The sequence below is a fragment of the Acinetobacter sp. TUM15071 genome, assembly GCF_008980925.1.
GTDB classification, from domain to species: domain Bacteria; phylum Pseudomonadota; class Gammaproteobacteria; order Pseudomonadales; family Moraxellaceae; genus Acinetobacter; species Acinetobacter dispersus.
The window spans coordinates 1-13065 of record NZ_BKGB01000011.1; the positions used below are offsets into that span (position 1 = coordinate 1).

Below are 13065 nucleotides of genomic sequence, written 5' to 3' on the forward strand. Positions count from 1 at the left end.
AGTTAAATATCGTCGGTGGAGCTGATGCTGCAACAGCAGAAGACAAAACCAGCGGTGAGAACGTGATTACACGTACCACAGAAGATGGCATCAAGATTGAATTGTTGAAAGATGCGAAGTTTGACAGCATTACCACTGGCGACACTGTAGTAAACAACAATGGCTTAACCATTAAAGATGGTCCAAGCATCACTAAAGATGGCATCAATGCAGGTAATAAAGTCATCAGCAATGTTGCAGATGGTAAAGATGGCAAAGATGCAGTCAATGTTGACCAGTTAACCAACGTTAAAGATGGTTTAGATGGCAAGATCACGGATACCAAAGATCAGTTAACGACTCAGATCACAGATACCAAAACTGAGTTAAACAACACGATCAATAACACCAAAACCGAACTAAATACCAAGATTGATAACACCAAGACTGAGTTGGAAAACAAAGGTCTGAACTTTGCAGGTAATGCAGGTAAAGATGTACATCGTAAGTTGGGTGATAAGTTAAATATCATCGGTGGAGCTGATGCTGCAACAGCAGAAGACAAGACCAGCGGTGAAAACGTTATTACACGTACCACAGAAGATGGTATCAAGATTGAATTGTTGAAAGATGCGAAGTTCGACAGCATTACCACTGGTGACACTGTAGTGAACAACAATGGCTTAACCATTAAAGATGGTCCAAGCATCACTAAAGATGGCATCAATGCAGGTAACAAGGTTATTACTAACGTTGCAGATGGTTCAATTGTGAAAGACTCAAAAGATGCAGTGAATGGTGGTCAGATTCAGAATATCTCTGAAAGCATCAAGAACAGCATCGGTGGTAATACGACTGTTCATAAAGACGGTACTATTACGACCACTAACATTGGTGGAACTGGTAAAGACAACATCAATGATGCAATCAAGTCAGTCGATGACAAAGTGACTAATGGTGTGAATGACCTGACCAATAAAGGTCTGAACTTTGCGGGTAATGCAGGTAAAGATGTACATCGTAAGTTGGGTGATAAGTTAAATATCATCGGTGGAGCGGATGCTGCAACAGCGGAAGACAAGACCAGTGGTGAAAACGTGATTACACGTACCACAGAAGATGGTATCAAGATCGAATTGTTGAAAGATGCGAAGTTTGACAGCATTACCACTGGCGATAGTGTATTAAACAACAATGGTTTAACCATCAAAGATGGTCCAAGCATCACTAAAGATGGTATCAATGCAGGTAACAAGGTTATTACTAATGTTGCTGATGGTTCAATTGTGAAAGACTCAAAAGATGCAGTGAATGGTGGTCAGATTCAGAATATCTCTGAAAGCATCAAAAACAGCATCGGCGGTAACACGACTGTTAATCCTGACGGCAGCATTACGACCAATAACATTGGTGGTACAGGTAAGAACAACATCAATGATGCAATCAGCAATGTGAAAGACGCTGCAACTAAAGCGAAGACCACAGTTACTGAAGGCGATAACATTGTAGTTAAAGAAACGACCAACAAAGATGGTAGTACCAACTACGAAGTTTCGACTAAAAAAGATCTTACTTTAGACAGCGTAACCACAGGTGATACTGTATTAAACAACAATGGTTTAACCATTAAAGATGGTCCAAGCATCACTAAAGATGGCATCAATGCAGGTAACAAGGTCATTACCAATGTTGCAGATGGTTCAATTGCGAATGGTTCTAAAGATGCAGTGAATGGTGGTCAGATTCAGAATATCTCTGAGAGCATCAAAAACAGCATTGGTGGCAACACGACTGTTAATCCAGACGGTAGCATTACGACCAATAACATTGGTGGCACTGGTAAAGACAACATCAATGATGCGATCAAGTCAGTCGATGACAAAGTCACTACGGGTGTGAATGATCTGACCAATAAAGGTCTGAACTTTGCAGGTAATGCCGGTAAAGATGTACATCGTAAGTTGGGTGATAAGTTAAATATCGTCGGTGGAGCTGATGCAGAAACTGCAGAAGAGAAGACCAGCGGTGAGAACGTAATTACACGTACCACAGAAGATGGCATCAAGATTGAATTGTTGAAAGATGCGAAGTTCGACAGCATTACTACTGGCGATACTGTATTGAACAACAACGGCTTGGTCATTAAAAATGGTCCAAGCATCACAATGAATGGTATTGATGCTGGCGGCAAAAACATCCGCAATGTTGCTGATGGTGTAAATGGTAAAGATGCAGTCAATGTTGACCAGTTAAATAAATTGAAAGACCAGATCGGTAAAGACATCGGTAACCTTTCAGATAACGCGGTTCAATATGACAAGGACAAAGATGGCAATGTTGATAAGAATTCAGTGACTTTAGGTGGTGGCGATAAGGGCACTAATATAAAGAATGTTGCTGATGGTAAGGTTGAGCAGGGTTCTAAAGATGCTGTGAATGGCGGTCAATTGTGGGATGTTAAGCAAAACGTTGACAAGAACACCAATGATATCCAGAACATTCAGAACAACATCCAAAACATCAATGATGGTAAGACTGGATTAGTTCAGCAGCAGAAACCAAACGGTGAAATCACTGTCGGTAAAGACACAGGCGGTACAAGTATCAACATGGCTGGTAAAGAGGGCGATCGTGTTGTGCAAGGTGTTAAGGATGGAGAGATTAAAGCGGGTTCTAACCAAGCGGTAAATGGTGGTCAAATCCATAATATCTCTGACAGCATCAAGAACAGCATTGGTGGTAACACTACGGTTAACCCAGACGGTACGATTAAAACCAACAATATTGGTGGTACAGGTAAAGATAATATCCATGATGCGATTGGTACCTTGAACCAGTCAAATCAGGAATTAGGTAACCGTATTACGAACTTGGGTGATCAATTGCAACAAGCATTCTACGATACTAACCAGCGTATTGATAACGTTGAGAAGAAAGCTAATGCTGGTATCGCAGCTGCAATGGCATTAGAAGCCGCTCCATTTGTTGCAGGTAAATATACCTATGCAGCGGGTGCTGCTTACCATGGTGGCGAAAATGCAGTTGGCGTAACTTTACGTAAAACTTCTGATAACGGTCGTTGGTCAATCACTGGTGGTGTAGCTGCTGCATCGCAAGGTGATCCAAGTGTGCGTATTGGTATCAGTGGTGTCATCAACTAAGAAACTGGCGGGGAGAGCGAGTGCTCTCCTTACTCAAAATATAAAGAGAGTTATGAAATGAAAAAAACGATTCAATGCTTAGCAGTAGCAGCTCTTGCTGGTTTCTCAGTAGCGACTTATGCAAATGAAGATACAACTCCAGCTCAACAAGAAGAAATCAAATTTCCTGCTGTTGACAAGAGTTATCTAAAACAAGTGCAACGTTATGAATATAATAATGTGGCACGTTTGGATACTGGTCTAACTAAAGACCAAATTCGCTATATTTTGGGCAATCCTCAATTTAGCGAAGGCGTATTCTTTGTAAAGACTTGGAACTATGTTTTAGACATTCGTCAGCCGAATAGTCAAGACTATCTACGTTGCCAACTCCGCGTCGATTTTGACAAAAAATATTTGTCAGAAAGATTGTCATGGAAAGGTGAGGCATGTGAAGGCTTAATGACTTGGGGTGCAAATAACCAAGTTCCAAATGATGCCAATATTAATGGTGATCGTTCAGGCAGCGTATTTTTTGCCTTCGATCGTTTCAATGCGGGTGCAATTGAACAGGGTTCAAGTTCAGTGACTTCGATTGCGCAACGTATTAAGCAAACAAATTCAACAGGCCCAATTGTAGTTTCAGGCTTTACAGACACATTAGGCAAGTTTGCTTATAACCAACAGTTATCTTCACAGCGTGCCAATACTGTGGCGAAACTATTGGTGAATGAAGGGATTGATGCAAATCGCATTCAGATTCAAGCTAACAGCCAAACTGATTTATATCAGCAATGTGCAGGTAATAAAGCAAATGCACAGTTAGTTGGTTGTTTGGCTCCAAATCGACGCGTAAATGTAAGCTGGTAAATTTATTTAATAAGAAATATGGCTGCTTAAGGGCGGCCATTTTTTTGCTCAATTAATACCTGATGGTAAAAATTGTTCCTTAATTTAAGTGATGTTCGGTACCTTGTTGTAAATCGTATTAATATCTGTCTATTTTTTAATCTGATTGATTGTTTTCAATTGATTGATTTTATGTGGCTTTTAATTTTTCTAATTTTATTTTGCATAAAAAATAATTTTTGTGAACTGTCTGACAATTTATTTTAACTCTGTTTAAAAAGTGATCTAATATGCGCCGCATGAAATAGCATTTTCAGATGTCAGTTTCATGTATTTGAATAATTAAATTGAATATTTGGGGGGGTAACGAGAGGGTCTCACTTCTTGGCTTGATAAAAATATTCAAAATTTGCAAAGCAATTTTATAGAGGGAAAAACAATGCTGGATTCTAAAGAACTTATTGTACTTGATCAGATACTTGTCCTCACCAAAGAAGGCAAAAATGATTTAGTTTATGAAAATGACACATTATTAAAAGTAAAGATGATCTCGAATCAACATATTGTGGTCGAAGATGATCATCAGACCAATTTTCTATTAAAGCGACAAGATGAAAATGTCGTTTGGTCATTTATTTAAGCGGGAAAGAATAGCATCTGAGTCGAAAAAAATTGGTCATAACATTTTATTATTCAATGGCTTATTTTTTTAGTGTAATTCTATGATTTGGATGTTTATTCTCATATAGTGAATATTTTTTTGTATTTTGACTCAATTGACACCATCCAAAGAAAAGCAGTCAATTCTATTTCTATGCTTTATCCTTAATTTGAATAAAAACTATTGGGAAATAGCTAAGGATGGAACAGGCGATGCAAAATAATAAATTCAAGAGATTTTTGAAACCTTTCGCTGTGTCATGTATCTTGGCATCATCATTTGGGGTGATGAGTCCAAGTTATGCTGCACCCGAAGGGAAACTGGACTTAACGCTTTCTCCGCATTCACAAAACAAAGTTAAGCAATTATTAAACGATCCCAAAACTTGGCAACAGATTCCTAAACAAGTCACTCTATGCGTGTTTTCTCCGAATGGTGAGCATAGTGAAGCGTTTGAGCAAGCGACCAGTTACATCACAGAAATTCCAAGTATCGTCCGTGTTGCAAAACAATTTGGCGTGAACATGAATGTGACACGTCCTTCACATTTACAATTCAAATTAGATTTTGATTATCCAAAGTTGAAAAAGCAGGCATCAACCTTGGTTAATCTCAAGGTTTATACCAATGAAGCTGTATTGACTGAAGATTTCCGCAGTAAACGCTGTGATGGGGCAGGGATCAGTAATTTACGTGCAAAGCAGTTCAATAAGTTTGTAGGAAGTATTGATGCGATTGGTGCGTTGCAGACTTATAAGCAACTGAGTTCTGTGATTCAGGTTTTGGCTAATCCAAAATTTGATGAAAAGATGATAAATAAAGATTATGAAGTAGTTGGTGTTGTACCGCTTGGTGCCGCTTATATCATGGTCACAGATCGTAATATTAATACCTTGGCAAAAGCCGCAGGTAAGAAAGTTGCCGTGTTCCAATTCGATGAGACTCAAAAGAAATTGGTACAGAACGTTGGTGCTCAACCTGTTTCTGTTGATTTGGTAACTGTGGGCGGGAAATTTAATAATAAAGAAGTCGATATCATGGCAGGTCCAGCCATTTTATTTGAGCCACTTGAATTGCAAAAAGGCATGACGGATAAATCAGGCAAGGCCGTCGGTGGGATTATTAAATTTCCAGTGATTCAAGTGACAGGAACTTTGATCATGCAACGCAATAAATTTCCAGCAGGCATGGGCTCGATTGCACGTGAAGTTATTTCTAAACAGTTAAGTCCTGCCTTTGAATTTGTCGATAAAATTGAAGCGAAAATTCCTGATAAATTTTGGTTAAAATTAAATGAAAGTGATAAACCAGGCTATGTTCGATTGATGCGTGAAGCACGGGTTCAAATGACCCAAGAAGGTTTCTACGACAAAGATATGATGAAGTTGTTGAAACAGGTCCGTTGTTCACAAGATCCAAGCAATTATGAATGTGCTTTGAAAGATGAGTAAATGAGCTAAATTAAAAGAAATAAAGCTATATTATATTACTGTGCATACAGCCATTATTTTATAGCTTTTATTCTGATTGCCAGTTAAGAAAATGAAAAACAATACAACTGAAAAACCTGTCATTTTGGTTGCTGGAGCAACAGGTGCTATCGGCTATAAGCTTTGTCTGATTCTCAAGCAAAATGGATATACTGTTTACGGTATGACACGTTCTATTGAGAAAGCTAAGTTTTTAGAAGCCATTAATGTGATACCCCTAATCGCTAATATTTTTGAAGCTGAGCAAATTAAAGTATTGATGAATGAAATTGATCCAGATGTCGTCATACACCAACTGACCGACTTACCGTACGGTTTAAGTCCAGCAGGCATGGAGCAAGCGCGAATCAATACAGCGCGTATCCGTAAAGAAGGGACATATAATCTTATTCAGGCTTTAAAATCAAAATCCTGTAAGCTTATTATCCAAAGCATCGCTTTTGCTTATATACCTAATCAATCTTGTTATGATGAACAATCAGAGTTGGACTTGAACTCAGTCAATCCTGTATTGAAACTGAATGCAGAAGGTATCCATGCATTAGAACAGCTGGTGCAAACAAGCGGATTGGATCATGTTATTTTAAGATATGCCAAACTGTATGGAAATGCGACAGGATCTCTAGCAGCTAAGGTTTGCAAAGTGCATGTAGATGCTGCTGCGCATGCTGCCTATTTGGCAATTGAGAAAGGAGTAGGGGTTTATCAAATTGTCGAAGATGATTTAATTTATAAGAGTATAAAAGCTAAGAATGACTTAAATTTTGATCCAAATTATCGTTTTTATATACATTAAGCAATTGAATACTTAAGAGATACTCCAGAGGTGCCGCTGCATGGTCGTTACCCTGAACCCGATGAGTTCAAGGTGGAGGTGACGCATACTTAATGGGTTTCCTACTCGAGGCAGGCATACACTCAAAATACACAGAACACATCCATAAATTTAAGTATCGGCAGGGGAATAGACGTACTGGCGAACACCCTAGAGATAGCTTTAGTATAACTGATCTTTACACGATGACAATCCTTGCGAACCACATATCTGTAAAGATACTTACTAATTGATGGGGCTTTGTGCAATTTTACTCAACAGTTTGTTCGACATCTTCCAAAATAGTTTGGAGTAGATGTTCGCAGTGTGCATATTCTTGCAACGACTTATTCAAGCTGAATACTTCCTGAGCCATTTGCAGTGCAACCATAATCACGAGTTTGTTATGTTCTACTCGTGGTGCATTGCGGCGCATATCGTGAAACTTTTGATTTAATAACTCAGCGGCACGCTCTAACTCTTCACGCTTATCCTCAGTTGTGTTGAGGCGGAAAGTCTGTTCGATTAAGCGAAGCTCGACAACAATTGGTTCACTCATGATCAGGTCTCCTCTTGAGTTTCAGCATTTGGATGTGCAAGCTGTTGAATTTCTTGTGCGTGTTGATCCTGAGCTGTACCTAAAATCGCAAGACGTTGAATAATTGCTTCAACTTTAGATTTCGCAAGTTCATTTTTTTGCAACAAGCGATCACGATCTTGTTGTAAATCTTGAATCTCTTGCTGGCTATGACGCTGTTGTGCTTGTAACTTTTCTTTATTCACACGCAAATCATTACGCTCTGCCAAGATTTCTTGGAAGCGATTTTTCAAATCAGTGGTGCTTTTCTCTAAACGGCTATAACGCTCGGCTAAAGTTGTTGCATCTTGATTCAGTTGTTTAAATTGATCTTGTAACTGAGTCAGTTGTTCAGTTAAGTTATCAACTTCTTCCTGCTTTTGCGCGATGATGCTATTTTTCTGCACAACTTGTGCATGATGATCAGTTTCAGCTAATTGTTTAGCTTCAGCGAGCGACGCGTTTTCTCGCTCTAAATGATGTAAGCGTGTTTTTAAAACACCAATATGCGCTTGTAGACGCTGTAATTGTTCTAACATAACGAAGGTCGCACAGAGTTGCAATCAAAGGTAATATATACAGCAGTATAGAGATTGGATAAACGAATGCAAGACGATATTTCAGGTTGGACGGAATGGAATGCCCATTTTGAGGGAATTGAAGAAATTTCAAGTCCAAGTGAGTTACATGGTTTGCTCACAGGTATAGTTTGTGTGACACAAGCGCCAACCACCGATGAATGGTCACAAATTTTAAACACCCTTAATGTGCCTGCTTTACAACCAGAAGCACTAGAAAGTTTGACAGATGAAGCAGAAGATGTGGCACATGCTTTATCTGATGATGAATTAGATTATTTACCGATGCTCCCAGATGACAATCACTTGCTAGCTGATCGTGTTCAAGCTTTGGCAGATTGGTGTGCAGGCGTAGTGCTTGGTTTTGGATTAGCTTCTGGTCATATTCGTGCAGAAGAGCAAGAGTTGATTGAACATTTACAAGATGTTGCAGCTGTTGAGTTTGAAGATTCGGATAATGATGAAGAGGGCGAAGAAAGCTATCAGGAACTGTATGAGTTTGTACGCTTGATTCCTGTCAGCTTGTCGATTGGTCGCACCAAGATTCCTGTAGCCGAAAGTTCATTATTACAAAACTTTCATGCCAAAAGCAGAAATCAAGAAGGGGCAACTGATCCACAAACTGTTGTCGAAATGTTTACCCCACATCGTCCGAGTTAACTCGGGCGGTGCCTTAATACCTTATAAATAACGATACTTACAATCATTCATCTTCATCAGAAGGACTATATGAAATTAAGTCAAGCCGATTTTAAACACCGCCGTGATCTTCTTGCTGAAAAAATAGGTTGCAATAGTATTGCAATTATTGCGACACGCGCAGAAATGTATCGTAATCGCGATGCTGATTATAAATATCGTGCAGACAGTAGTTTTTATTATCTCACTGGATTTGCCGAGCCAGAAGCTGTTGCTGTTATTGAAACCTTTGCAGAAGGTGAGGAGTATAGCTACAGTTTGTTCTGCCGTGAACGTGATCGTGAAATGGAAATCTGGCATGGCTATCGTGCAGGTGTTGATGGTGCGATTGAAATCTATGATGCAGATGAAGCTTATGCGATTGACTTATTAGATGAAGAAATCATCGAAAAATTATTAAATAAACAACGTCTTTATTATCGTATCGGTCAACAAGCAGAGTTTGATGCTCGCGTTAGTGAGTGGATTCAAAAAGCGGATGCAGAACAGCGTCGTGGTAGTGCTGCGCCTGCTGAGTTGATTCAGCTTGATCGTATTGTTGATGAAATGCGTTTGAAAAAATCAGCACAAGAAATTGAGTTGATGCAGATTGCATCGAATATTAGTGCCGAAGCGCATACTCGTGCCATGCAAACCGTTAAACCGAATATGATGGAGTATGCACTTGAAGCAGAACTCAATTATATCTTTGGGAAAAACGGCTGCGTACCGTCGTATAACAGTATTGTCGGTGGTGGTGAAAATGCCTGTATTTTGCATTATGTTGAAAACAATAAGCCACTAAAAGATGGTGATTTAGTACTCATTGATGCAGCATGTGAATATGAGTTCTATGCGTCAGATATTACGCGTACATTCCCTGTCAATGGTAAGTTTAGCCCTGAACAAAAGGCTTTATATAATATTGTGTTAGAAGCGCAGCTTGCTGCAATTGATGCGACACGTATTGGCAATCACTATAAATACCCACATCAAGTTGCAGTGAAAATCTTAACTCAAGGTTTGATTGATCTTGGTTTGATGAGTGGCGATGTTGATGAATTGATTGAAAGCGAAGCATTCCGTCAATTCTTTATGCATGGTACAGGCCATTGGCTCGGTATGGATGTACATGATGTTGGTGCGTACAAGACTGGCGATGACTGGCGTGCTTATGAAGTAGGCATGGTGGTCACTGTTGAACCTGGCTTATATGTTGCACCTGATGACGAAACCGTCGATGAAAAATGGCGTGGCATAGGTATTCGTATCGAAGATGATATTGTGGTAACTGAAAATGGTCCATTGGTTTTGACTAAGAATGTGGTGAAAACTGTTGACGAGATTGAAAGCTTGATGGCAAGTCGTTAAATTGATTTTGAATAAAAGGGCTTATCGATTGATAGGCCTTTTTTATTTAGTTTGATATTCAAAACAACTTTTGAATATATTTTAAAAACATAGACCAAACAAAGTACAAATTCCCTTCCTGATTTAAGTTAGAGTAAGATAGGCTAGGGTCTATTGATAGTTCACAAATGCTTGCGACAGTGGACATTTTTTAGGTGATACAAGGCATGGCTTATGCAATTTAGTCATTCTAAATAAATAAGCCATAACGCCGTAGCGACAAAAAATGTCCCTGTCCCGTAGGGTTATGGCAAAAACTTCCTTAAACTTTGTTATGAAACTTGACAAGGGGGTGGCCATTGCCTACGTTTCATGCCTCGTTTAAGTTGTTTTAGCCTATAACGCAACGCATAGATGAACTATCAATAGACCCTTAACATCAAGTCATGAAAAACTGATAAGGAATAATATTATGCAGCAACAAGTCATCATTGTCGGTGGAGGTATGGTTGGACTCAGCCTTGCTTTAATGTTGGCAAAATCTAATATCGCAGTAAAGCTATTAGAAGCTGTGAAATATCCAAATTTCGATGATGAAAATGTTGCGCCTTATCATTCCAGTTTTGATGCGCGTAATACCGCATTATCACGCCGCAGCGTACAGATTTACCAAAAGTTAGGTTTGTGGGAAGCCTTACAACAACATGCTACCCCAATTCTGCAAGTGCATATTACTGAGCAGGGCAGCTTTGGTAAGGCTCGTCTCGTTGCTGAACAAGAAAAGGTAGAAAGCTTTGGGCAAGTGATTGAAAATGCTTGGTTAGGTCGAGTATTGCTCACCCAAGTTCGTCAGCAGCCTCTGATTGAACTGATTGATGGTGTGCAAGTAACTTCACTGACGCAAGATGCAGATCAGGTACAAATCGAAGCCATGCGTAATGGCGAATATATCCATTCATTAAAGTCCAAGTTGGTGATTGCGGCTGATGGTCGTGATTCATTCTGCCGCCAAGCGATTGGCGTGGGTGTCGATGAGCATGATTATGACCAAGTCGCGATTGTGACCACTGTACAGACTTCTAAGTCGCACCAGCAGGTTGGCTTTGAACGTTTTAGTGCGTTGGGACCATTGGCACTTCTACCTTTACCAGGCGAATACCGCCGTTCAGTAGTTTGGCCTGTGAAGAAAGGCACTGAAGCAGAATGGTTAGGTGAAGAAAATGATCAACATTTCCTCAATGCCTTACAGGAAACTTATGGTGATCGTGCTGGGAAATTTGAAAAAACGGGTAAGCGTTTTAGTTATCCATTGGCGCAAGTATTAGCGCATAAGCAGGCGGTTGGGCGTGTGGTGCTCATGGGTAATGCGGCACATACGATTCATCCTGTTGCAGGACAAGGTTTTAACCTGTGCTTGCGTGATGCGGATGTACTGGTTCGTTTCCTGATGGAGCAATTGGCGAAGTCAGATGATATTGGTGCGCCTGAAAATTTACTGGCCTATGAGCAATCCCGTTTAAAGGATCAGCAACGTGTGATTAAGTTCTGTGATTCGGTGGTGCGTGGTTTTAGTAATCAGAATCCAATCCTCAAATTATTACGCAATACAGGATTGATTGCTTTTGATGTGATTCCAGGTGTTAAGCCTTTGGTTGCTAACTATGCAATGGGGCTAAAAGCATGAGTGAAATCTTAGATGTCGTCATTGTCGGTGGTGGTTTAGTTGGCGGTTTAACAGCTTTATTACTCGCGCAAGGTGGGGTACAGGCGACGGTGCTAGATGCTGCACCTGTACTTGATCGGGACAAAACTTTGGCTGTGATGAATCCTCGTGTATTGGCATTGAGTCAGGCGACGATTCATTTGCTTAAAACAGTCGATGTTTGGGATGATTTAGCACGTCAAATGCCATATTCAGGCATGCAGGTCTGGAATAAAAATGGCTATGGTGAAATTAATTTTGGCCATACCTCTGAACAGCAACCTCAATCAGATCAGGCATTAGGTTCAATGGTCGAGCCAAGTGTTTTGAATGTTGCGATTCAACAAAAAATGCTGCAACAACTCAAAGACTATCGAACTCAAGTCAAAGTCATTCGGATCGAACAGATTCCACAAGGCTGGTCAATTCAATTGGCAGATGGCACAACATTAAAAACCAAGTTGCTGATTGGTGCAGATGGTGCGAATTCTTTTGTACGTGAGCAGGCTTATATCGATTTAGATGTACTGGATTATAAGCAGGCCGCGATCAGCTGTGCGATTAAAACCACGCGCCCGAATCAATATGTGGCTCGACAGATTTTCCTACCGACAGGACCATTGGCTTATTTACCGATGGCAAGTCTTGATCCTCAAGAAAACGGTTATTGGCAATCAATTGTTTGGACTTTACCAGATGATTATGCTGATGAGTATTCAGCACTCAGCGATCAAGCATTTATGCAACTATTGACGCAAGAAAGCCTACATATGTTGGGTGAAGTGGTTGAGGTGCGTTCTAGAGCACAATTCCCATTAAAAGCACGTGCCGCTCAGCGTTATATTAAATCGGGTCTGGCATTGATTGGTGATGCCGCACACGTGATTCATCCTTTGGCTGGACAGGGGGTGAATATTGGCTGTTTAGATGCTGCTGTATTGTGTGATGTATTACTACACGATTTAAAACGTGGTGTGTGGGCCAACGAACAAACTTTATTGCGTTATGAACACCAACGTAAGGGGCAAAATGATGCCATGATGCATAGCATGTCTGCGATTGGATGGATTGAAAGTTCAGAATTATTTCCTTTTGTTTGGGCAAGAAATTTTGGTCTGAAACAGGTTGAACAGTTCGATTGGTTTAAGGATCGTTTTATGCAACAAGCCAATGGATTAGGAACCTTGAAAGACACACAATATGCATGTTAAAAAATAGTAGATATTTTTTAAACAATCATTTATAAA

11 protein-coding genes and 1 other RNA gene are annotated in these 13065 nt (G+C 40.0%); 9 read left to right on the top strand and 3 right to left on the bottom strand.

Annotation, left to right across the window (positions count from 1 at the left end):
- The 5 genes from GBI66_RS11570 to GBI66_RS11590 form a co-directional block, all read left to right on the top strand.
- The coding region (locus tag GBI66_RS11570) for a YadA-like family protein (protein WP_151716207.1) at positions 1-3140 on the top strand (3140 nt) is incomplete at its 5' end.
- A 57-nt stretch (positions 3141-3197) separates the two neighbouring features.
- Positions 3198-3989 (top strand): OmpA family protein, encoded by a 792-nt coding sequence (locus GBI66_RS11575; RefSeq protein WP_151716208.1) that lies wholly within the window; start codon positions 3198-3200, stop codon positions 3987-3989.
- A gap of 418 nt (positions 3990-4407) precedes the next feature.
- Positions 4408-4608 (top strand): hypothetical protein, encoded by a 201-nt coding sequence (locus GBI66_RS11580; protein ID WP_005183946.1) that lies wholly within the window; start codon positions 4408-4410, stop codon positions 4606-4608.
- A gap of 233 nt (positions 4609-4841) precedes the next feature.
- Positions 4842-6080 carry a putative solute-binding protein gene (locus GBI66_RS11585; RefSeq protein WP_151716209.1) on the top strand — a complete coding sequence of 413 codons (1239 nt, stop codon included), beginning with the start codon at positions 4842-4844 and terminating at the stop codon, positions 6078-6080.
- A 91-nt stretch (positions 6081-6171) separates the two neighbouring features.
- A complete protein-coding gene (locus tag GBI66_RS11590; RefSeq protein ID WP_151716210.1) occupies positions 6172-6915 on the top strand; it encodes an NAD(P)-dependent oxidoreductase in 744 nt (247 codons plus the stop codon).
- 18 nt (positions 6916-6933) lie between these two features.
- Here the strand turns inward: GBI66_RS11590 and ssrS are convergent.
- From ssrS to GBI66_RS11605, 3 genes are all read right to left on the bottom strand, one after another.
- Positions 6934-7114, bottom strand: a non-coding RNA gene (gene ssrS, locus GBI66_RS11595) — 6S RNA.
- A gap of 90 nt (positions 7115-7204) precedes the next feature.
- The gene (locus tag GBI66_RS11600) at positions 7205-7492 is read right to left on the bottom strand and encodes a cell division protein ZapA (RefSeq protein WP_005145221.1); all 288 of its coding nucleotides are present in this window, start codon (positions 7490-7492) and stop codon (positions 7205-7207) included.
- Between the two features lie 2 nt (positions 7493-7494).
- Positions 7495-8049: a hypothetical protein gene (locus tag GBI66_RS11605; protein ID WP_151716211.1), complete on the bottom strand. Its 555-nt coding sequence runs from the start codon at positions 8047-8049 to the stop codon at positions 7495-7497.
- Positions 8050-8115: 66 nt separating this feature from the next.
- On the opposite strand from GBI66_RS11605, the gene GBI66_RS11610 reads away from it, so the two are divergent.
- From GBI66_RS11610 to GBI66_RS11625, 4 genes are all read left to right on the top strand, one after another.
- On the top strand, positions 8116-8748 hold the full coding sequence (locus tag GBI66_RS11610; protein WP_151716212.1) for a UPF0149 family protein: 633 nt from the start codon (positions 8116-8118) through the stop codon (positions 8746-8748).
- 69 nt (positions 8749-8817) lie between these two features.
- Positions 8818-10137, top strand: coding sequence for a Xaa-Pro aminopeptidase (gene pepP / locus GBI66_RS11615; protein WP_151716213.1), 1320 nt, complete (start codon positions 8818-8820; stop codon positions 10135-10137).
- 451 nt (positions 10138-10588) lie between these two features.
- The gene (gene ubiH, locus GBI66_RS11620) at positions 10589-11800 is read left to right on the top strand and encodes a 2-octaprenyl-6-methoxyphenyl hydroxylase (RefSeq protein ID WP_151716214.1); all 1212 of its coding nucleotides are present in this window, start codon (positions 10589-10591) and stop codon (positions 11798-11800) included.
- On the top strand, positions 11797-13029 hold the full coding sequence (locus GBI66_RS11625) for an FAD-dependent monooxygenase (RefSeq protein ID WP_151716215.1): 1233 nt from the start codon (positions 11797-11799) through the stop codon (positions 13027-13029). The genes ubiH and GBI66_RS11625 overlap by 4 nt, the downstream gene beginning before the upstream one ends.
- Positions 13030-13065: the final 36 nt, after the last annotated feature.